Annotated in this window: 23 protein-coding genes; 20 read left to right on the forward strand and 3 right to left on the reverse strand. The window is 39.4% G+C overall.

Annotated features, from left to right (window positions below):
- Positions 1–99: 99 nt before the first annotated feature.
- From LPB68_RS19545 to LPB68_RS19565, 5 genes are all read left to right on the forward strand, one after another.
- A complete protein-coding gene (locus LPB68_RS19545; protein WP_068655846.1) occupies positions 100–1,452 on the forward strand; it encodes an ABC transporter substrate-binding protein in 1,353 nt (450 codons plus the stop codon).
- 179 nt (positions 1,453–1,631) lie between these two features.
- The gene (locus LPB68_RS19550; protein ID WP_068655844.1) at positions 1,632–2,507 is read left to right on the forward strand and encodes a carbohydrate ABC transporter permease; all 876 of its coding nucleotides are present in this window, start codon (positions 1,632–1,634) and stop codon (positions 2,505–2,507) included.
- A 2-nt stretch (positions 2,508–2,509) separates the two neighbouring features.
- The gene (locus LPB68_RS19555) at positions 2,510–3,340 is read left to right on the forward strand and encodes a carbohydrate ABC transporter permease (protein WP_068655842.1); all 831 of its coding nucleotides are present in this window, start codon (positions 2,510–2,512) and stop codon (positions 3,338–3,340) included.
- Between the two features lie 31 nt (positions 3,341–3,371).
- Positions 3,372–4,394 carry a glycoside hydrolase family 130 protein gene (locus LPB68_RS19560; protein ID WP_068655840.1) on the forward strand — a complete coding sequence of 341 codons (1,023 nt, stop codon included), beginning with the start codon at positions 3,372–3,374 and terminating at the stop codon, positions 4,392–4,394.
- Between the two features lie 129 nt (positions 4,395–4,523).
- The gene (locus tag LPB68_RS19565; protein ID WP_068655838.1) at positions 4,524–6,599 is read left to right on the forward strand and encodes a methyl-accepting chemotaxis protein; all 2,076 of its coding nucleotides are present in this window, start codon (positions 4,524–4,526) and stop codon (positions 6,597–6,599) included.
- A 70-nt stretch (positions 6,600–6,669) separates the two neighbouring features.
- On the opposite strand, the gene LPB68_RS19570 is transcribed toward LPB68_RS19565, so the two are convergent.
- Positions 6,670–8,697, reverse strand: coding sequence for a beta-galactosidase (locus tag LPB68_RS19570; protein WP_068655836.1), 2,028 nt, complete (start codon positions 8,695–8,697; stop codon positions 6,670–6,672).
- Positions 8,698–8,834: 137 nt separating this feature from the next.
- Between LPB68_RS19570 and LPB68_RS19575 the strand changes: the two genes are divergently transcribed.
- The 8 genes from LPB68_RS19575 (at position 8,835) to coaD (ending at position 13,712) form a co-directional block, all read left to right on the forward strand.
- Entirely contained in the window at positions 8,835–9,662 is an 828-nt protein-coding gene (locus LPB68_RS19575) for an AraC family transcriptional regulator (RefSeq protein ID WP_068655835.1), read from the forward strand.
- A gap of 102 nt (positions 9,663–9,764) precedes the next feature.
- Entirely contained in the window at positions 9,765–10,547 is a 783-nt protein-coding gene (locus LPB68_RS19580; RefSeq protein ID WP_068655833.1) for an alpha/beta hydrolase, read from the forward strand.
- Positions 10,548–10,577: 30 nt separating this feature from the next.
- Entirely contained in the window at positions 10,578–11,462 is an 885-nt protein-coding gene (locus tag LPB68_RS19585; RefSeq protein WP_068655831.1) for an SMP-30/gluconolactonase/LRE family protein, read from the forward strand.
- Positions 11,463–11,501: 39 nt separating this feature from the next.
- Complete coding sequence (locus LPB68_RS19590; protein WP_068655829.1) at positions 11,502–11,720, forward strand: helix-turn-helix domain-containing protein; 219 nt, start codon at positions 11,502–11,504, stop codon at positions 11,718–11,720.
- Positions 11,721–11,881: 161 nt separating this feature from the next.
- Positions 11,882–11,989 (forward strand): YjcZ family sporulation protein, encoded by a 108-nt coding sequence (locus LPB68_RS23485; RefSeq protein WP_232510163.1) that lies wholly within the window; start codon positions 11,882–11,884, stop codon positions 11,987–11,989.
- Positions 11,990–12,033: 44 nt separating this feature from the next.
- Positions 12,034–12,147: a YjcZ family sporulation protein gene (locus LPB68_RS23490; RefSeq protein ID WP_232510162.1), complete on the forward strand. Its 114-nt coding sequence runs from the start codon at positions 12,034–12,036 to the stop codon at positions 12,145–12,147.
- Between the two features lie 460 nt (positions 12,148–12,607).
- The gene (rsmD, locus tag LPB68_RS19595) at positions 12,608–13,219 is read left to right on the forward strand and encodes a 16S rRNA (guanine(966)-N(2))-methyltransferase RsmD (RefSeq protein WP_068655827.1); all 612 of its coding nucleotides are present in this window, start codon (positions 12,608–12,610) and stop codon (positions 13,217–13,219) included.
- Positions 13,203–13,712 carry a pantetheine-phosphate adenylyltransferase gene (coaD, locus tag LPB68_RS19600; protein WP_068655825.1) on the forward strand — a complete coding sequence of 170 codons (510 nt, stop codon included), beginning with the start codon at positions 13,203–13,205 and terminating at the stop codon, positions 13,710–13,712. Before rsmD ends, coaD begins: the two co-directional genes overlap by 17 nt.
- On the opposite strand, the gene LPB68_RS19605 is transcribed toward coaD, so the two are convergent.
- A complete protein-coding gene (locus tag LPB68_RS19605; RefSeq protein WP_068655823.1) occupies positions 13,693–14,913 on the reverse strand; it encodes a nucleoside recognition domain-containing protein in 1,221 nt (406 codons plus the stop codon). The two genes, coaD and LPB68_RS19605, sit on opposite strands and share 20 nt — an antisense overlap.
- A gap of 128 nt (positions 14,914–15,041) precedes the next feature.
- On the opposite strand from LPB68_RS19605, the gene LPB68_RS19610 reads away from it, so the two are divergent.
- Entirely contained in the window at positions 15,042–16,082 is a 1,041-nt protein-coding gene (locus LPB68_RS19610) for a SepM family pheromone-processing serine protease (protein ID WP_068655821.1), read from the forward strand.
- On the opposite strand, the gene LPB68_RS19615 is transcribed toward LPB68_RS19610, so the two are convergent.
- Positions 16,072–17,307 (reverse strand): nucleotidyltransferase, encoded by a 1,236-nt coding sequence (locus LPB68_RS19615; protein WP_068655819.1) that lies wholly within the window; start codon positions 17,305–17,307, stop codon positions 16,072–16,074. The two genes, LPB68_RS19610 and LPB68_RS19615, sit on opposite strands and share 11 nt — an antisense overlap.
- A 274-nt stretch (positions 17,308–17,581) precedes the next feature.
- Between LPB68_RS19615 and LPB68_RS19620 the strand changes: the two genes are divergently transcribed.
- From LPB68_RS19620 to fabD, 6 genes are all read left to right on the forward strand, one after another.
- Positions 17,582–18,091, forward strand: coding sequence for a YceD family protein (locus tag LPB68_RS19620; protein WP_099458650.1), 510 nt, complete (start codon positions 17,582–17,584; stop codon positions 18,089–18,091).
- Between the two features lie 55 nt (positions 18,092–18,146).
- Entirely contained in the window at positions 18,147–18,320 is a 174-nt protein-coding gene (gene rpmF, locus LPB68_RS19625; RefSeq protein ID WP_068531780.1) for a 50S ribosomal protein L32, read from the forward strand.
- A 348-nt stretch (positions 18,321–18,668) separates the two neighbouring features.
- A complete protein-coding gene (gene fapR, locus LPB68_RS19630; RefSeq protein WP_082865637.1) occupies positions 18,669–19,256 on the forward strand; it encodes a transcription factor FapR in 588 nt (195 codons plus the stop codon).
- Position 19,257: 1 nt separating this feature from the next.
- Positions 19,258–20,250, forward strand: coding sequence for a phosphate acyltransferase PlsX (gene plsX, locus LPB68_RS19635; protein WP_068655815.1), 993 nt, complete (start codon positions 19,258–19,260; stop codon positions 20,248–20,250).
- Positions 20,251–20,258: 8 nt separating this feature from the next.
- Positions 20,259–21,248: a beta-ketoacyl-ACP synthase III gene (locus LPB68_RS19640; RefSeq protein ID WP_068656661.1), complete on the forward strand. Its 990-nt coding sequence runs from the start codon at positions 20,259–20,261 to the stop codon at positions 21,246–21,248.
- Between the two features lie 91 nt (positions 21,249–21,339).
- Complete coding sequence (gene fabD / locus LPB68_RS19645) at positions 21,340–22,263, forward strand: ACP S-malonyltransferase (RefSeq protein ID WP_068655812.1); 924 nt, start codon at positions 21,340–21,342, stop codon at positions 22,261–22,263.
- Positions 22,264–22,275: the final 12 nt, after the last annotated feature.

A 22,275-nucleotide genomic window follows, 5' to 3' on the forward strand; every position in this document is an offset into this window, starting at 1 on the left:
TGTTATTTAAAATAATGATTGACGAGTAAGCGTATTCAATATAGTATAATAATCGTAGTTTATCGGTAACTTAATTTAATTAACGGGAGGGGTTAATGTATGAAAAGAAATAAGATGTTTACAGGGTTAATGGCATTAGTACTCGTATTTACAATGATAGTAGGTTGTTCCTCTAATACTAACAACACGGAACAGAATACAGCGAAGACTAATGAAAGCGGTTCTAACACTGCACCAACAGAAGGAACTGATAAGGCTGTTTCCGGGGAAATCACAGTTATTACGCAAAGAACGGATATTGTTGATACTGTTTTCAAAGATTATGCAATGGAATTTAACAAGAAATATCCAGATGTAAAGGTTAATTTTCAAGCATTGTCTGATTATGAAGGTCAAATTAAGATTCGTATGAATTCAGATGATTATGGTGATGTGTTATTGTTACCAACAAGTATTCCACTGGCAGATACACCTCAATTCTTCGAGCCACTTGGAGATTTGGATCAAATGAAGAGCCAATATATTGGTTTAGAAGAAAGAACAGTTGATGGTAAATCATATGGTCTCCCAATCACTGTGAATTTCTCAGGTATTCTTTATAACAAGAAAGTATTTGATGATGCAGGCGTGGCCACCACTCCAAGAACTCCAGACGAATTCCTAGCAGCACTGCAAAAAATTAAAGACAAAGGAGTTGCCACTCCTTTATACACGAACTATGCGGATAGTTGGCCTTTAACTCAATGGGAATCTGTACTAACGACTGTTGCAGGGAACGTTGATTATGTGAATGTAACTCAGCCAAATACGGATGATAACTTTGTTGCAGGACAACCACATTATGATCTTTATAAAGTGATGTATGATGCTGCACAAAAAGGTTTAATTGAGAAAGACCCAACTACGACGAACTGGGAAGCATCTAAAGCAGATCTTGCTAATGGCAAAATTGGAGCTATGGTACTTGGATCATGGGCGATTGGTCAAGTAAAAGCTTTAGCAGCAAACCCGGATGACATCGCTTTTATGCCTTATCCTACTAATGCCGAAGAAGTTATTATGCCACTAGCTGATGACTACTTACTTGGGATAAGTCTTCATAGTAAGAATAAAGAAGCAGCAAGAGCGTGGGTAGACTGGTTTATCAATGAATCGAGCTATCCAACCACAGAAGGTGGAGGTATGAGTCCTGTAGTTGGTGCTGAATTACCAGCAACATTGAAATTGTTTGAGGGTACAGAAGTGAAGTTTGAATTGCAAACTCCAGCTACAGCAGGTCAAGAAGGTTGGGTTGATAAGATCGACAAAGATGCAGAAATTGGACTTTGGCAACCAGATTTCAAGAAACGGATCATTGAAGCTGCTATTGGAAACAGAAGTGAGTCTTATGACGATATTATGAAAGATTTGAACGATGCTTGGGTGAAGTCTCGTGCAAAAGTAACACAATAGGAATCAATTTCATAATCGCCAATGCAACTTAAATATCGACTATATATAGTTACAGCAGAATGAGTTTGTGTAATTATGAAATTGATTCTAGTGTAGAAAATAATTAAGTTAAGGGAACGCACAATGCTGCGTTTCCTTAATTTCAAAAAAAGACAGAGGCAAGACCATGGAGGTGTGAGATGTTTAGAAACCTTAGTTATAAGTCACAACGAATCATTATTATTATTGCTTTCTCGCTAATTCCGGTTGCATTATTGTTCACATTAGCCTATCTACCGGTCTTTAATATGTTTAGATATAGTTTCACGGATTGGAATGGATACAGCAAACAGTTTGATTATGTAGGGTTTGAGAACTACAAAACGATATTTACCGATCCTAAATATTTTTCGGTTTTTAAAGTAAGCTTATATTATTTTGTCGGATCATTTTTACAAATGGGCCTAGCTTTATATTTCGCTACCATATTAAGTTTCAAAGTTCGTTTTAAGAACTTTTTTAAGGGAGTTTTGTTTTTCCCATACCTACTAAATGGAGTAGCTATTGGGTTTATCTTTCTGTTCTTCTTTAGACCAGATGGTACATTAGATACTTTACTTCAAGCGATTGGACTTGGACATTTATCGCAGGGATGGCTCCTTAATCCGAATATTATTAATGTGTCGTTAGCTGGCGCTTCATTATGGAGATATATGGGATTCAATCTTATTATTTTTCTAGGAGCGATATCCTCTATTGGTAAGGATGTCTACGAGGCTTCTGATATTGATGGTGCGAATCGTTGGCATCAATTTCGACATATTATTTTGCCAAGTATAAAAAATATTATTCAATTAAATATGATTCTTGCTATTAGTGGAGCTATAAGTGCATTTGATATTCCGTATATCATGACAGGCGGATCCAACGGTAGTAATACGTTCGTTATACAAACGGTAGATGTGGCGTTTAAGTACGGTAAGCTGGGTATGGCATCTGCAATGGCAGTTGTATTGCTTATTATTGTGATTATCGTGACATTACTTCAGAAAATCTTGATCAAGGGGGAGAAATAAATATGTATCAACTTAAATATAGAACTGCAAGCATATTTAAATACTTCACTTTAATCTTGGGAGCATTCATGGCGTTGGTACCGATTGTCGTTGTTCTATTCGCCTCTCTGAAGACTGGAACGGAATACAATTCAACCAGCCCATTATCACCACCTGCTGATTGGTTAAACTTTGCTAATTATACGAAGGCATTCGTAAATGGTAAGATGCTGCTTGGGTTTGCTAATACCATTTTTATCCTTATCATTTCAATCGTAGGAGCAACATTAACAGGTTCGATGATCGCTTATATTCTGAATAGATTTAAATTTCGCGGGAAAAAGTTAATTATGGGTGCTTTCTTATTAGCAACATTGATTCCTAGTGTTACTACTCAAGTATCAACATACCGGATTATTAACGCATTCGATTTAGTAAATACACACTTTGCGCCTATATTGTTATATTTGGGTACTGATATTATTGCTGTTTATATATTTCTTCAGTTTTTGGATTCAATCTCCGAATCATTGGATGAATCGGCTATGTTGGATGGAGCTTCTTACATAACGATTTATTTTAAAATCATATTACCATTACTTATCCCAGCCATCGTGACAGTCGTGATTATTAAGGGTGTTAGTATTTATAATGACTTTTATACACCTTTTCTGTATATGCCAAGTGATCATTTACAGGTCATATCTACTGCTCTATTTAAATTTAAAGGACCTTATGGTTCACAGTGGGAAGTCATATGTGCTGCGATTATGATCACGATTATACCTATTACACTTGTTTTCGTTAGTTTGCAAAAGTATATTTACAATGGTTTTGAAGGTTCGGTTAAGTGATTGATCACTATAATGTAGGAGGTTTTATTATATGAAGGAAGTTCGAATTATTGGGGAAAAATTGGCGAATATGCCGTGGGAAGATAAACCGGAGGGAGCTGTTGGCCCAGTATGGAGACATAGTGAGAATCCGATAGTAAAAAGAAATCCAACCAAAGGTATTGCTCGGATATTCAATAGTGCAGTGGCTGCTTATGGGGATCGATTTGTGGGTGTGTTTCGCGCTGAGACGATTAATGGACGCCCCCATCTTCATATGGGCTGGAGTGATGATGCCCTCAATTGGTCAATCGAAGAACAACGTATCGACTTTGTAGATGAAGATGGACAACCGTTCCAGCCGAATTACGCTTATGATCCGCGACTAGTTAAAGTTGAGAATACCTATTACATTATCTGGTGTACTGATTTCTATGGTGCAGCTATTGGAGTAGCAAAAACAGATGACTTCAAAACATTTATTCGTTTAGAGAATCCATTCTTACCTTTTAATCGGAACGGCGTTCTTTTTCCTCGAAAAATCAATAATAAATTCGTGATGCTTTCACGTCCAAGTGATAGTGGACATACACCGTTTGGTGATGTGTTCCTAAGTGAAAGCCCAGATTTCGTGTATTGGGGTAAACATCGTCATGTGATGAGCAAAGGTGGTCAAGGTTGGTGGCAATCCGTGAAAATTGGAGGAGGACCTGCTCCGATCGAAACAACGGAAGGCTGGCTAATGTTCTATCATGGCGTTACTGGAACATGTAATGGATTAGTGTACAGTATGGGCGCTGTTATATTGGATCTAGACGAACCATCTAAAGTGAAATATCGTTCTTCTAATTACGTACTGACACCAGAAGAATGGTATGAGGAACGTGGATTTGTTAATAATGTTATATTTCCTTGTGCTACATTACACGACGCAGAGACTGGAAAAATTGCGATATATTATGGTGCGGCAGATACTTACGTTGGCCTAGCATACACAACCGTGGATGAAATCGTTAAGTATGTAAAAGACACGAGCGAAGTCATAGGTGATGATGAGGAAATAGGTAAAATTTAATAGTTGCAAAATAAAATAGACAATTTGACCTAGCGGGTGATATCCTTATGATTAACCCGTTAGTTTTTTTATAAAAAGGGGAAAAATGGCGTCATAAATGAAGTACATAACTATTCTGATGAGAAAGTAGTGATTGAATTGGTAACGTTACCAACGAAGGCTAATATTAAATCTTGGCTCAAAAATATGCCAAGAAAACCAACGGAGTCTATAGGTGTTCGTCTATTTCTAATTTTTTTCATAGCTACAATGGCATTTGTTCTTTCCTTGGGAATCATATCCTATCAAATGTCCAAATCTACCATTCAGAATAATGCAAAAATATCTAATCAACAGATGATCATCCAAACAGCGGAGAGACTTAACCTAGTCATGGACAATTATGAAGAATCGGTTGAGAAGTCAATGTTCACTCCAGAGTTTAATGATTGGGTTAGACAAGCATCTATATCAAGTACTGAAGAGAGTGAACGTAGACTTTTTTTGAATAAATTATCTATTGCAATCGGTGACTGGATATTCGAAAATGATGGCGTAGTAGGGGTATATTTAATACCTGCTTCAGATGAAGTGGCGAACATTGCAACGGGTACAACATCTGATCTTTTTTTAGAAAATGTGAAAGAAAAAGACTGGTATAAAAATCTTCAGGAAGCGGGTAGTGCAACATGGATGAACGATGAACTTCATGTGGAAGGTGAAGAGAATTCTTCTGTATTCCGGTTTGCTCGAGCGCTGTATGGTAAATCAGGATACATGATTGTAGTGGATATCAAAACAACGATTATTACAGATGAACTAGATAAAATTGATTTAGGTGAAGACTCGGCTATACAACTTGTCTCAACTTTTAACCAATTAGTAGCTTTTTCAGGAGCTAACAAGTCGATTTCAATCGACTTTGAGGGTGGGGAGGGGCAGGAAACTGACGGGAGTATGCAGGCTGAGGATGAAGATGGAAAGTCTACCTTGACTGTGTATAGTACACTAGATAGTTCGAATTGGAAGCTTCTGAGTATTGTTCCTATTGCCAATTTGGTGAAGGATGCTAAAAAAATACTACTGACTACATATATATCGGCAGCGATTGTTGCGCTTATTGCGATATTAATCGGGATTTGGATGGCGAGAACGGTATCGCGTCCATTAGGTGTAATGGGAGGCTTAATGAATGAAGCGGCTATAGGTAACCTCCAAGTTAGAATGAAAGGGCAGAGTCGAGACGAAATTGGAAGATTATCAGGTTCTTTCAACAGTATGATGGAACAAATAACAGCTTTGGTTGGGCAAACCAGTCAAACGGCGAAGGAAGTATTGGATACAGCAGGAGAACTTGGTGATGCATCGAGAAAGACAGCTATTTCAGCGAAGGAGATTGCAACAGCTACAGAAGAAATTGCAGCTGGAGCTACCAAACTTGCAGAAGAAGCCGAGGATGGTGCTGGACTCACTGAGAAGATTTCAAGTCAAATGAGAATTGTGATGGGGACCAATCGTGAGATGGGCGATACAGCGAGAAATGTAAGTAAATCTAGTGAACGTGGAATGTTGCAACTTGAAGAACTTCTGACAAGTACTAATCTGACAGAAGAGAAGACCGGGAAGTTAGTGAATAAAATCAATGGCCTCAAAGAAACGACTTCCTCGGTCTTAAAGGTATTAGATGTTATGCATAATATAACTAAACAAACGAATATTTTATCTCTAAACGCTACAATAGAAGCGGCACGTGCAGGGGTGGCAGGAAAAGGATTCATGGTGGTTGCTGATGAAATACGGCAACTTGCTGAGCAGTCGAGACAATCGATCGAAATCGTGGGTCAGATCACTGACCAAATCATGCAAGAGATGAATGAGACTGTTCATGTTCTTTCTGAAGTTACACCGTTATTTGGTCAGCAAGTGATTGCCGTGAAAGATACGAATCATATTTTTGCATCTGTGCAAGCAGAAATGGGTAACTTGATCAATCAACTAGGTGCTGTAACGGAATCTATTGTGGGCTTGAATCAATCGCAAGTGGTATTGTCGGAAGCTATGGGCAATGTTAGTGCGGTAGCTGAAGAATCATCAGCAACATCTGAGGAAGTAGCTTCACTTAGCAATGAACAACAAATCATCAGTGGCATACTCGTCACATTATCTAACAATTTGGAGAAGTCATCCAATCAGCTGAAAGAAAAAATGGAACAGTTCAAAATTTGATTACAGAGTATTAAAAATCCAGAGTTCAGCTTCGCGTTGAAGTTGACTCTGGATTTTTGTCATGTCTTTATTACTTTAATTCTAGAATCTGCACACCTCGACCAGCGATTTGTACGGAACCATTTAGATCAGTTTCTGTTAGTAGATCACATGCTTGAAGCTGACCAAGATCAAATACTTCTTCATTTGCATTATGGTTCATGACAAATAGATAGTCTTGACCATTCTTAGAGCGACGGCTAACTTCAACGCCAGCAGGTGTTTCAAGCAATGGTAGTATACCTTTAGAATCACAGATGGATTTCAATAGGTCATCGACAAAGGCATCATCAGGATCAGATGCTAGATACCAAGCTTCACCTTTACCGAACTTATTACGTGTCAATACAGGCATTCCTTGATAGAAGTCTTGCGCGTATTCAGCTAATACTTCTGCACCTTCACTATGCAATAGGTCGCATAGCAAGCCACAGTTATACTCACCTTGGAGGTCACCAAGTTTATTCTTCAATACAATTTTATTGTGTTTATCCGGGAAGAGCGCATCAATCTCTTCTACCCAAATGCCAAGCATTTTGCGAAGTTCGCCTGGGTATCCACCTAATGTAACTAAATCATTCTCGTTAACAATACCACTGAAGAATGTCGTTAAGAATGTTCCACCAGCTTGAACGAAATCTTCTAATTTCTTAGCAACACCCGGTTTAACCATATAAAGGACGGGAGCAATCACGACATCATATTTACTGAAATCACTATCTACACTGATGATATCAGTAGAGATATTACGACGGAATAGAGCAGCATAATATTTGTGTACTTGATCTACATAATTGAGTGCTATGGTTGGCCCGCTTGACTTCTCAACAGCCCACCAATTCTCCCAATCAAATAAAATACCAACCCTAGATTCTGTTACGCTATCCAATGTCTTGTCACCCAATAGTTGGAGTTCTCTACCAACTTCGGCAACTTCACGGAATACACGAGTATTCTCGTGGCCCACATGTTCGATAACAGCACCATGGTACTTCTCACAAGCACCTGCTGATCGGCGCATTTGAAAGAACATGATCGTATCTGCCCCATGGGCTACAGCTTGGTAACTCCACAGACGCATCACACCAGGACGTTTCAAGGAATTGTAAGCTTGCCAATTCTGTTGACTTGGTGTCTGCTCCATCAACATGAATGGCTGTCCGTCTTTAAGTCCACGCATAAGGTCATGAGCCATGGCTGTAAAGCTAACAGGCGTATCAAGACCTGGATAGCTATCCCATGAGATGATGTCCATATATTTGGCCCATTTGAAGTAATCAAGAGGTTTGAAGAATCCCATGAGATTTGTTGTGATTACGGAATCTGGAATAACCGATTTAATTGCGTCGTATTCTAAGCGGTAACAATCCAGAATTCCATCTGAATTAAATCTAGAATAGTCTAGTGAAATCCCTTGGAATGTTGAGTTGTTATTGCCCCAATGCTCACTAAGATTCGTAGGTGGAACAATTTCTTCCCAATCATAGAAAGTATGACCCCAGAAATTTGCGTTCCAAGCACGATTTAGGTTGTCCAATGTACCATATTTCTCTTTTAACCATACGCGGAATCCAGCTGCACAGTTATCACAATAACATTCTCCACCGTACTCATTGGACACATGCCATACGAGAATTGCTGGATGGTCTTTATATCGTTCCGCTAATTTGAGTGCGATACGTTCAGAGTATTTGCGGTAAGTTGGGCTATTAGGACAAGAATTGTGTCGGCCACCAAATTTTCTCTTATGCCCATCTGTATCTACACGAAGAACATCCGGATATTTGGTTGCCATCCAAGCGGGGTGAGCCGCAGTGCTTGTAGCCAAACATACATGTACACCGTTGTTGTATAAGCTATCGATTAATTGGTCAAGCCATTCGAAGTTATAAGTATCTTCATCAGGTTGATTAAGTGCCCATGAGAACACATTGATTGTAGCGATGTCGATACCAGCTAATTTGAACATGCGTAAATCTTCAATATGTGTTGCTTGATCATATTGTTCAGGATTATAATCGCCACCATAGAACATTTTAGGTAATTTATTACTGATCAAGTCCTTCACCTCTTCATATAAGAATAATACTATGATATATCATTTCTATTTCCTTTAAAATATAATAATAATTAATGTAGATATAATAATTCGGAACTGCATATGTGTTAATTGAATGGATAAAAGGGGACTAATGTATGCATGCTCAACATCGCAGGTTTTTTACCAATATGAAGGAACAGCAACTTCCTCTGTATATGGAGAGTATTGGTTTTAATCAAGCGCAGGAAAACTTCAATAGACCTAGTGGATATCCTTGCTACCACTGGTTGCAAACGATACGTGGGGAAGGGGAATTCATATTTGGGGGTAGCACAATTCATATAAAAGAAAATTCAGGTGTATTATTGCTACCCAATGAACCACATGCATACAAACCTTCATCGTCTATATGGGAGACGATGTATATTACATTCATGGGCTCTCAGGCCAACGTCATTCTTTCATCCCTTGTGTTAAATCATTCTTCATTCTATCAATGGGATCCCGAGAGCGAGTTGCAAAGCTATGCAGCGGCGGTATTAGACTCTATTAGTAGTGATCGAGATGTATCGGAACTGGATGTGTCGGGGGATATTTATCGCTTCCTTATATTATTAAAGAAACACGGTCGAGTTAACAATCTACCCTCTATCTCACATGCCATAGAGAGACTAACACCGGTTCTTCATTTAATGGAAGAATGTCATAGCGATCCGAATTTAGGGTTAGAGCGAATGGGATTGGAGATTGGGATTAGCTCACGTCACTTGAATACGATGTTTAAGCAAACTTTTGGGATGACGGCATATGCCTATCTAATCATGTTTCGCATTCGTAAAGCGAAGGAAAGAATGACAGGAGATTCTAGTATAACAGTCAAAGATACTGCACATGACGTAGGATTTCGTGATGTGAGCCATTTCGTAGCTACCTTTCGTCGTATTGAAGGGGTGACCCCTGAGCAATATCGTATATTATATTAACTTTTTTTAGCCGTTTTGGGTATAGACTGCAAAAGGTTCTTATGAGTAAAATGGTAATGATTTCTTAGTTCTATTTTTGAAAAGATAGAGAGGTAGTGAAATATGAAAATTTCGTTATGGGAGGATCATGCTCCTTATGCAGTGCAAGGTCGTGAACAAGATATGCCATATCTTGTTCCTTATATAGTTGAAGGTAGTTCAAGTGCAATCATTATTTGTCCTGGGGGAGGATATCATCATCTGGCTGATCATGAAGGTGAGCCTGTGGCTTCTTGGCTTAATCATCATGGGATTTCCGCCTTTGTTCTTCATTACCGAATTGCACCTCATCATGAACCTGCACCGCAAATGGATAGCCGTCAGGCTATTCGTTATGTTAGAGCTAATGCAGAAAAGTTTGGTGTCGATCCTTCCAGAATTGGTATTCTTGGATTCTCAGCGGGTGGACATGTTGCAGCAATGGCAGGAACTGCATTTGACTCTGGGAATCCAGAGAGTGATCATCTCGTAGAACGAACTAGTTCAAGACCTGATTTAATGGTTCTATGTTATCCTGTAATCACTATGAAGTCTTTCGGACATTCAGGATCGCGGGAGAACTTAATAGGTCCTTCTCCCAGTGAATTGTTGGTGAGCCAATACAGTGCAGAAACGCATGTCTCGTCAGAAACGCCACCTGCATTTATATGGCATACTGCGAATGACTCAGCGGTATCTGTTGAGAATAGCCTCCAATTTGCATTATCACTAAGTAGTCATAGTATCTCTTACGAACTTCATATCTTCCCAGAAGGTAGGCATGGATTAGGACTAGCAAAAGATTTTCCAGCTGTGGCACAATGGTCAGATTTATGTATGGTATGGCTGAAGCAACAAGGATGGTAAATAATTTATTGTGAATATGGGGGAGTCTTTATGGAAGCTTTAGAGATCGTAGTTCAAACCAATTCATTACTAGGGGAAGGCCCAAGTTGGGATGCGGATCACCATAGATTGTTATGGGTTGATATTGAAGGACATTTGTTACATATTTACTATCCCAAAATTGGAGAAAATGAAACTTATAATATAGGCCAACCAATAGGTGCCGTTGTTCCTTATTGCGAGGATGAAGTTGTTGTAGCTTTATATGATGGAATTCATAAATATCGTTTATCTACGGGAGAACTCACCTTAATTGCCAATCCTGAACAGCACCTCTCTAATAACCGATTTAATGATGGTAAATGTGACCCTAAAGGAAGACTTTGGGTTGGAACAATGAGTATGAATGGTCAAGCAGAGCAAGGGTCACTTTACTGTCTTGATCTTGATTTATCTATTCGTAAAGTGCTGGAGAATGTGTCAATATCAAATGGTTTAGGATGGAGTCCTGATTATTCAACCATGTATTATATTGATACACCAACTCGTCAAGTTGATGCATTTGATTATGATTTAGAGACGGGGATGATAAGTAATCGTCGATTAGTCATTACCATGCCAGATGATGCGGGTGATCCAGATGGAATGACTGTTGATGCAGAAGGTATGCTTTGGATTGCCGAGTGGAATGGAGAGAGAGTCGCACAGTGGAACCCCAATACCGGAGAGAAGTTGAGCGAGATTGTGATACCTTCGGGACATGTGACTTCATGTGTTTTTGCTGGAGATGATTTGCAAGATCTATATATCTCAACAGCACGCATTGGGATGGATGATGAACAAATGAAGGAGCAACCGTTATCAGGGAATCTATTCCGTATTAGAACAGAGATGAAGGGACAACCTACGTTTTCTTTCAAGAAATTAATTATATAAATCCCTCTTACGTCCGATAATTAACTTGAGGTGATCATATTGGCCAAAAAAGGGCAGATCTTTTGTTCCTACAGTTTGGAGACGAAGAAAAAAGCGATAGATATGCGTCTTCAAGGTATGACCAAAAAAGAAGTGGCAGCTGCACTCGGAATCGCTGATATCGGACGACTTAAAGTTTGGATGAGGAAATACCGGGAATATGGAGACTTAGGTCTTATGGATCAACGGAAACGAGTTCAAGGTACAGAGGGTATATGAGATAGAGATGGCTAATCATGAATATTTATTTAGGAGCTCTGAATAGGGCTCCTTTTTGTATAAATTGGGCATGAACCATGAAGTAATTGGGGAGATGTCTAGACCATTGGAGGCCATCGTATCATATCCTACAATATGTTAAAAGGAAGGGAGGAATTGGAATGAGCGAAGTTGGTTATGGTGTTGGCCCGAGTCCTTTTACATCAACAGGTGCGATTCTTGTACTTTTTATCTTGTTAGTTATCATTACTAAAGCGTTTATTCTATAAGTTGACAAATCATCAGTACACTTTCTTTGAGAGGGGGAAATTACATGAGCGGATGTGTTGGAGGAGTTGGTGCTGGACCATCGCCTTATAGTTCAACAGGTGCAATTCTAGTACTTTATATTTTATTAGTTATCATTACGCTGGGTCTAGGATATTGATGAGTTTGTTAATTTAGTTCTTCCTGATGGTTCATAAATCTTTTTTGAATCAAAAAAAATTGGACGCCCCTTACAGGGCGTCCTCATGGGAGAGGAGAAACCGGACGAAGAGCTTATGGGGAAACGTAAGTTATCTCCGCGGTTGTCTACGACATTCTTTATGATGTCGATAAACTAAGCATTCCCTGAGGGTCCTTTTTTATACATATGGTACGAACCAATTTCATAATCGTCTATGCAGCTTAAATGAGGGATATATATTGATCGGAACGATTCACTCCGTCTATATATAGTTACATCTAAATTTGTTTGCGTAATTATGAAATTGATTCGTACGAAAAGAAATCAGCAATTTATGAGCACTTCGTTTTTCAAAATGGTTCATAGTGTGGTACGATATCGTCATAAAAATGCGATTTGTAGCATTGATCCTTAGATATAGAATGGGTGAATAGAGTCAGTGAGAGTTGTTTCGGGAAGTGCGAAGGGTAGACCATTGAAAAGTGTTCCTGGAATAGGGACAAGACCAACTACAGATAAAGTTAAGGAAGCAATATTTAGCATGATTGGTCCATATTTCGAAGGCGGGACTGTATTAGACCTGTTTGCAGGGACTGGCGGATTAGGTATTGAGGCATTAAGTCGCGGTATGGAGAATGCCATATTTATTGATATGGATCCTAAGAGTGTTGAGACTATTCGAGCTAACTTAAAGGCGACTCGACTGGAGAGTCAAGCGGAAGTATTTCGAAATGATGCAGAAAGGGCCATTAAAGTTCTAGCTAAACGAGAGTTACTTATAGATACTGTATTTCTAGATCCCCCTTATCGGTTGAAGAACGCAGATGAACTACTTCAACAGATGCATGAAAGATCGCTACTTCAACATCATGCAACAATCGTAATCGAGCATGATTCTAAATTTGAATATCCGGATAAATTTAGCCAATTCAATTGTGTTCGTAAAGCCTTATATGGTGAATCAGCCGTGACAATTTATGAATATCATGCTGATGATTTAGAAACAGAGATTCAGACAATAGAGGAGGATCAACATGGAACAGCAGATTAAGGGACCACGTATAGGGGTATATCCAGGTAGTTTTGATCCATGTACCTTAGGGCATATGGATATTATTTTACGAGCTTCTAAGCAGTTTGATCACCTTATTGTGGCTGTGCTAAACAATTTAAGTAAGAAAGCTTTATTTACTGTTGAAGAACGTAAAGATCTATTAAAACAAGTGACAGCGGACATTCCTAATGTAGAAGTGGATAGTTTTCGTGACCTCCTTGCTAACTATATGAGAGACAAGAATGCCCATGTTATTGTTCGAGGAATTCGGACGGTCACGGATTTTGAATATGAACTACAGATGGCTTCTACAAATCATAAGTTGAATCCCGATGTGGAGACCGTTTTTATGATGACCAATCCTAAATATTCATATTTAAGTTCGAGCTTAGTGAAAGAAGTTGCTCATTTCAATGGTGATTTGACAGAATGGGTATCTTCTGAAGTAGGACAAGCCTTACATCAGAAGATTAAGGAGATCGACGGGTAGTTGTTACTAGGACGATCAACCAAGAGATCAGTAGTAAGCTTATCAATATAAAACCTTGCCATCCTAGCATAAGTGGGATGTGAGACCACATTCCGGAAATTTGTGACAAATCAGATGCGTAATTGGGCCAATAAAAGAATGCGGGTTGTATATTGTGGACAAAGTGTTTCAATGGATTCCAAAGGATAAAGGTAATCGTGAAAGCGTAAGTGCCGTGTAACAATCGAACGATGATAAAAGGAAACCATCGCACCCCTTTGTTCATGAGTGGTGTAATGGATTGGAGTATCGCAGTTAGTCCGCTCCAACCAAGTATGAATGATAGCAAGGACCATTGTACAATAGGTGTCAGGGTAGTAATTGTAGTGAGAGCCTTCGCTCCTAAGTGAAGTTCAACAAGGCCAGCTATGTACGAGGAAGATACACCAGGGATAATATAGGAACTAATTAGGTGGATCATGACAGCCATGATAATGATGTATCCTCCTACGACCATCAGTGTTTGAACCGCATTACTTACGGATTCACCAAGTAGTTTACCAAAGCTTCGTCCATCACGAATATGTGCCTGGTGAATCGCGCTTCTAACTCTTCGGAGTAAAGAGCTATTGGGAGTTGTGATTATCCTAGCAGTTATTGATGGTTCATTTCTCTTATGTTTAACCAGGTTACCGAGTGATGTGATGGTGAGAAAAGCAAGAATGCCTGAAATCCAATGGATACTAAGCAACCAATAGCCAGCAGAAGGCTGTTGTAAGAGGCCTATTCCGATGACAAGGATGATTGTCATTGGATTGCAGAAGTGAGATAACCATGTCAATCGTTCGGCTTCACGTGGTGTTAGATCACCTTGCTGAACTAATTGTAGTGTGGACTGAGCTCCACCTGGAAAGCCTGCTGTCATCCCCATCGTAAGTGCCCATCCACCGATTCCAGGTAATGCGAATACTCTTCTCATCAGAGGTTCTAACAGAACCCCAATTCCGTGAACCAAGCCATAGGCAATAAGCATTTCAGATAGTACGAGAAATGGAAGTAATGAAGGAAATACGATATGCCACCACAAGGTCAAGCCTTGCAATGAAGCTTGAAAAGTTTGTTCGGGAGAGCTAACGATACCGATAACAAGTAGGAAAGAAAGTAAGCCTAGCATCAAAGAAGCTGCTGGTGCACTAAATAGATATTTAATGTGTTTGAACATCCAATCACCCCATTAAGTAAACACAGCTAGAATTAGATTATACAAGCTATGTAATACTCAATTTATGCGAAGCGAATACACATCATACCAGCTTATCTATATAGAAGATTCAAAGGGAGAGTGAAAGCATGAATTTGTCCAATAAATCTCGTGGAGTAAGGTTGATCAAGTACCTCTTAATGGTCTGCTTACTTTGCTACGTTGTCGTATACATGCCAACACCATATATCATCTATCAGCCAGGAAGTGCAGAAGAAGTGAAACCTATGATAACGGTGAAGAATGGTGATGAATCGGAAGCGGGTACATTTATGATGACCACCGTGTCTGCCAGCTATGCCAATATTGCATTGCTGGCTATTTCATCTTTCAATCCGAATGCTGAGGTGGATAAGAAACAATCGAGGCTAGGTAATAAGAGTAAAGAAGAATATGCAGCAGAGCAATTGTATTATATGAGTGACTCACAATCATCTGCGGTTGAAGCAGCATATCGTGAAGCTGGTGTCGCTTACCAGATCATACCGCAGTATCTTTTTGTATTCTCTATTCCTGAGGATTCAAGAAATAGTGATTATTTTCAACCCGGGGATAAAATATTAGAAGTAGATAAAGAGCCAATCTCGGATAATTTAGATCTAACAACAAAATTGAAGAATAGAAAAATAGGTGAAATAGTAACTCTGAAGTTAGAAAGATCCGGTCAAGTTCTTGAGGAAAATGTACCATTGGTATCGATCCGTGATAATGAGACGAACAGTACACGAGCAGGATTTGGTATCATGATCGGAACCATGCAGAAGGTGACTGCGAATGATCAGAGTAAACAGGTTGAGTTTAAGAATACGAATGTGGGAGGACCTTCCGCAGGCTTAATATTTACTATGGAAATCTTTAATCAGTTGACTCCAGGAGATTTAACCAAAGGTTACCGGGTAGCTGGAACAGGAACCATTACAGTTGAGGGAAAAGTGGGACCTATAGGAGGAGTGAAGCATAAAATTGTTGCTGCTGATCGTGAGCAGGCACAATTGTTCTTTGTTCCTAAGGATAATTATGAAGAAGCTAAAACCAAAGCGGAAGAAATCGGTACGAGTATGAAACTTATTCCAGTATCAACCTTAGAGGAAGCCTTGAAGTATATGGAACAAGTTCATACTACCACCTGATAGGTGATTCATAATAATCTCGATACATGTCACGCATATCTGATTGATCATAGCCATTAGCGTATGCAGCAGCGGCTTGAAGATCACGTTCTAGATGATGATGTGTAAATACAGATGGTTTCATTATTGTAGGTAAAGTGGCTGTTTTTTTCATTCGTTTTAAAAGTTGACGTCCCTGTTTACTAAAACCAAGGATTCGTAAGTATCCAGGTCCCTTTGCTAATTCTTTGGGAGACATCTCTTCTTTGCTATGGTTGAGTAGAATATGGGTTAGCATACGTTGTAATTTAGTATGAGTGTAGCGTTTTGTTTTTAAGCTATGAAGTAACTCCTCTACAGTTGCTTGAGAAAGAATAGGTAGAGTCTTTTTTACGCGATATTCTAATCCCTCAGTGACTTCATGTATGAGAGATAGTTGCTCTGGTGTGTGCGTCATTAAATGATGTATTAAAGGCTGTCTAAATGTTTCCCAATGAACAGGACCTCTACCGGCCGAGAATTCTCGTCGCATGATCTCAAGGGTATAGGAGGGGATATATGGAGTGATTGCTTCGACCCCATCTGTAGAGACCATTTTTCTAACTGAGGTAGCGCTCGCAATATTCGAATGTGAAGGAGTAGTATCATGGTAAGCGGCACTCTCCCTAGCAATGGTAAGCGGGATAATGGGGCTTCCTAATCGTTCTAAAGCTATTAGATAGTGAAGTGCAAGAGAGTGGTTCGGCTGATGCAATAGTTGTCTTATTTCTTCTTGCTGATCCAGATTATGTGCTAATTTACTTGCTGCAGCACTATATGCTGTGGGATAATTCATACCTGTGGATAAAAGATGTGTTAGCTCTTGCTGCATAATAGGGTCTTCTTGCGTAAGTTGTTTGGCAAGGGGCAGTAGTTCATGAAGTGATCCACTTTCTGTGCCGAAGCAAAGATAATCGACTATGCCAGTTGCTTCAAGCAAGGAAACAGCACCGAATGCGAACCATTCAGCAGGTTGTACTGCATAATGAATAGGTAACTCGATCACAAGGTCTACACCCATATGTAGGGCCATCTCTGCTCGTGCTTGTTTACTTAGTATCGCAGGCTCTCCTCGTTGCAAGAATGGGCCACTAAGAATGGCTACACAATATTCTGCACCTGTAAGTTCCTTTGCTCTGCTATAATGTAGGACATGGCCGTTATGTAATGGATTGTATTCCACAATGATTCCTACAACTGTGCTCATTAGAGTTCAACTCCTTGGAATGCTGTTTTGATTTTATATGGTGAAAATATGATATATTCTTATATTAAGAATATATCATATACAATATAAGAATCAATTTCATAATCGCCTATGCAGGTTTGCGTAATTATGAAATTGACTCAAGAATAAAAAATTGATCAAAACTTATAATTTCTTATATTTTAAGAAAGAATAATGGGATGTCATGTGATTCATGTTGACAAACCTATGCAAATCTCGGTATAATAATTTTTGTTTGTTTGGAGTGATTAATGTGCATTTTGAATTTCGCAAAATTGTTAAGTTTGATGGTTCAATGGAGTTTCATGAACAAGTGAATGTAGATCGTGTCATCAAGGATCGTAAAGATATTATTACTGCTGAATCTGTTTCTGTAGATTTACAGGCATCATATGTTGGCGATGACACAGTAGAAGTTCAAGGTATGCTTAAAGGACAAGTTGAAATGGCGTGTTCACGCTGTTTGACAGAAGTTCCTGAGCACTTGGATATTCCGTTTCACGAATTCTTCAAGTTGGTGAAGCAGTCTGAAAAGAATCAGGACGAAGATAGCGATATCATTTACGTGGAAGATGATATGGTAGATCTAATCCCGTTTGTGGAAGAAGCTTTTCTATTGTATTTACCCCAGATTCCATTATGTAAGGCGACCTGTAAAGGACTCTGCCAAAGATGTGGAAATGACTTGAACGAAAGCACCTGTAATTGCGATACGAGAGTAGTCGATCCACGGCTTGCTGTGCTGAAAGATTTATTGAAATAATGATGTAACATTCAATTCGTTAATGACGAGTTGATTGAAATAAGGAGGTGGGAACATGGCAGTACCTCAAAGAAGAACGTCCAAGACACGTCGTGACAAACGTCGTACTCACTTTAAACTGACAGTGCCGGGTATGGTGAAATGTGAACAATGCGGAGAATTGAAGCTTGCTCATCACGTATGTAAAGTGTGCGGAACGTATAAATCAAGAGAAATTATTTCGCAATAATTTACAAATAAGTAGTACTTCATCTTAGGTGAGGTGCTATTTTTTTTTACTTACATCCGATTGTAATAACATCTTTAATAAAGAAAGGCAAAGTCATTTCTACATAGTAAGGTTTGTTTTAGATGAGGACTTTCTTTTTGCGACAGCTTGATTTATACTACATATTAGTACCTGGTTCTAAAAAGTATTTTACCATGATAAATTAAATGAATTACTATTAGAATCAATTTCATAATCGCCGATGCTGTATAAATAAGGACTATAGTTACATCTAAATCGGTTTTCGTAAATATGAAATTGATTCTAAATAAATGCATTATGACTTGTTGATGTGAGGAGGTGACTATCATCGAACGTTTACCTAAGAAGATGCGCCATCAGCATTTGCTGGAGTTGATCGAGGAGAACCCGTTCGTAACGGACAGGGAACTAACTAGACAATTAAAGGTTAGCATTCAGACAATTCGATTAGACCGAATGGAACTAGGGATTCCTGAATTGCGTGAGCGGATGAAACAGATGGCTGAGCATTCGTATGATCAAGTTCGCTCCTTACCATTGGATGAAGTTGTAGGTGAGATCGTCGATTTACAGTTGGACAAAAGCGGTATTTCCATATTCGAAATTCGAGAGGAACATGTATTCTCAAGGACACATATTGCTCGTGGGCATTATGTGTTCGGACAGGCAAATTCCCTAGCGGTTGCTGTCATTAATGATGAGATTGCATTGACAGCTTCTTCAGATATTCGATTCTTACGTTCAGTTCAACTAGGAGAGAAATGTATAGCTAAAGCATACGTTAGATCTACGCCTAGTCAGAAAGGTAAAGCCAAAGTTGAAGTGTTTACCTATGTAGGTGAAGAAATGGTATTCCAAGGCAATTTCCTCATTTACAGATCAACAGGGAATGAGAACAACGAGGGAGGAATGTAGCATGAGGATTGCTATTGATGCAATGGGAGGAGATAATGCTCCGCACTCCAATGTAGATGGGGCATTAGCAGCTGCGATTGAATGGCAGGATGTAGATATTATTTTAGTAGGCGATCAAGCTCAGATCGAGCCGTTACTTCATGGTAAAGAGATTCCTGCTAACCTTACTATTCAACATGCTAGTGAAATAATTTCCTCTGATGATGAACCTGTAAAAGCTGTACGCCATAAAAAAGATGCTTCAATGGTGGTAGCAGGACGCATGTTAAAAGAAGGTCATGCGGATGCGATGATTTCTGCAGGTAATACAGGCGCACTGATGACAACAGGATTATTGGTTGTTGGTCGCATGGCAGGGATTGAAAGACCTGCACTTGCACCGATGATTCCAACATTAGATGATGTTGGAGTACTTGCACTTGATCTTGGTGCTAATATGGATTCTAAATCACAGCATTTAGCCCAATATGGACTGATGGGTAGTATATATCGACAGAAGGTTCAAGGAATAGCTAAGCCACGAGTAGGCCTTTTAAATGTTGGGGTTGAGCCTGGTAAAGGTAATGAATTAACTAAAGAAGCTTTCCCATTATTACAGGAGATGCCGATTCATTTCATTGGAAATGTTGAAGCACGAGATGTCATGACAGGCAACTGTGATGTACTAGTATGTGATGGATTCGCCGGAAATATTTTACTTAAAACATTAGAAGGTACAGCAGGAGCAATGTTCAGCTTGCTGAAGGAGCAGTTTAATCAATCACTGAAAAGTAAGATTGGTGCAGCGATCCTGATGCCTCAATTAAAAGCGTTAAAAAAGAAATTAGATTATTCCGAGACTGGTGGAGCACCACTGCTTGGATTAAGTAGTCTAGTAATGAAGAGTCACGGTTCTTCTAATGGAACTGCCATCAAAAATGCGGTTAGACAAACCAGAATTGCAATTGTAAATGAGCTTGTGCCAAGTATATCTAAGGAAATTAGCGGGAAGTGAGTGAGGGAATGAATAATTTACGACCAGTAGGCATTTTAGGTACAGGTAAGTATGTTCCTGAGAAGATTCTAACAAATAGTGATTTAGAGAAAATGGTAGATACCAATGACGAGTGGATTGTAAGTCGGACAGGGATTAAAGAACGTCATATTGCTGCACCTGATCAAGCTACGTCTGATCTTGCCTATGAAGCAGCAATTAAAGCTTTAGAATCAGCAGGTATGACAGCGGATCAACTTGATTTGATTATTATAGCAACGGTTACACCAGACATGATGTTCCCTTCTACTGCTTGTATTCTGCAAGAGAAATTAGGTGCTTTGCAAGCGGCTGCCTTTGATTTGTCGGCGGCTTGCTCAGGATTTGTATATGGTTTAGCTACTGCTACAAATTTTATTAAGACGGGTATGTATAATAACGCTCTTGTTATTGGTGCTGATTGCTTATCTAGAATTACGGACTATACGGATCGTAACACCTGCGTGCTGTTCGGAGATGGAGCTGGTGCGGTTGTAATTGGTGAAGTTCCAGAAGGTCGTGGCTTCTTATCCTTTGATTTGGGCGCAGAAGGTTCAGGGGGGCACTTGCTGAAGTTAGAAGCTGGAGGTTCACGTAACCCTGCTTCAGCTGATACCGTTGCAGATAAGAAACATTTCATTTATATGAGTGGTCGTGAAGTATTTAAATTCGCTGTACGTGTTATGGGATCAGCTACCGAAGCAGTACTTACCAAGGCGGGTAAGACGAAGGAAGATGTTGACCTCTTCGTACCACATCAAGCGAATATTCGGATTATTCAATCAGCTATGAATCGATTAGAATTACCACCAGAAAAATGCATGATAAATGTAGATAAATATGCGAATACATCAGCAGCATCAATTCCGTTAGCTCTTGTGGAGGCAGCTGAGCAAGGTCGAATGAAAGAAGGCGACACCATCTTGATGGTTGGTTTCGGTGGTGGCTTAACATGGGGAGCATCGGTGCTTGTTTGGTAGGATAATGCCACGATATTATTGATATAAATAAGTATGTGTTAAGTTGGAGTTGGATATTGAACATCAAGCTAACAATGTTAGGAGTTATGATATGGGGAAAGTTGCATTTGTATTTCCGGGACAAGGAGCACAGTCTGTTGGTATGGGGCAAGATATTTATGATCATATGCCTGAAATTCGTGATGTTTTCGAAGCGGCTAATGATGCATTAGATTTTGATCTATTATCAATGATATTTAAAGGTCCAGATTCAGAGTTGAAGAAGACGTATAATACTCAACCGGCATTATTGACTACTAGTGTTGCATACTTAAAGGCTTTACAGAGTAAAGGAATCCAAGCAGACTATGTTGCAGGGCATAGCTTGGGTGAATATAGTGCACTTGTTGCTGCTGGCGTTCTATCTTTGAAAGATGCCGTAGCGATTGTGAGAGCACGTGGTCAATTTATGGAACAGGCTGTTCCTGATGGTCATGGTGCTATGGCAGCAGTGTTAGGCGCGAGTCGTGAGGCGTTGACTCAGTTATGCCTTAGTGTTACTGAGAGTGGTCAAATAGTAGAGTTAGCAAATATGAATTGTCCAGGCCAAATAGTTATCTCAGGTTCAACTGCGGGGGTTGCTGAAGTTAGTGAGCGGGTGAAGGAAGCTGGGGGCAAACGTGCTATCGCTCTCGAAGTAAGCGGACCATTTCACTCTTCAATGATGAAGGCAGCTGCCAATCAACTTGAAATCAAGCTGGACACGATTACTTTTTATGAGCCGATCGTTCCAATAGTCGCTAATGTGACTGCACAAACGGTTAAGGATAGTAGTGCCATTCGCCAATTACTAGTTGAACAAGTATATTCACCTGTACTTTGGGAAGATAGTGTTCAATTTCTGATCTCGCAAGGGGTTGATACTTTTATTGAGATTGGACCTGGTAACGTATTAACTGGCCTAATTAAGAAGATTGATAAGACTGTGAAAGTGATCAATATTAATCGTCTAGCTAGTCTTGAGTTTGCATTATAGAAGCTTAAAAGA

The sequence above is a fragment of the Paenibacillus crassostreae genome (assembly GCF_001857945.1).
Taxonomy (GTDB): Bacteria; Bacillota; Bacilli; order Paenibacillales; family Paenibacillaceae; genus Paenibacillus_AQ; species Paenibacillus_AQ crassostreae.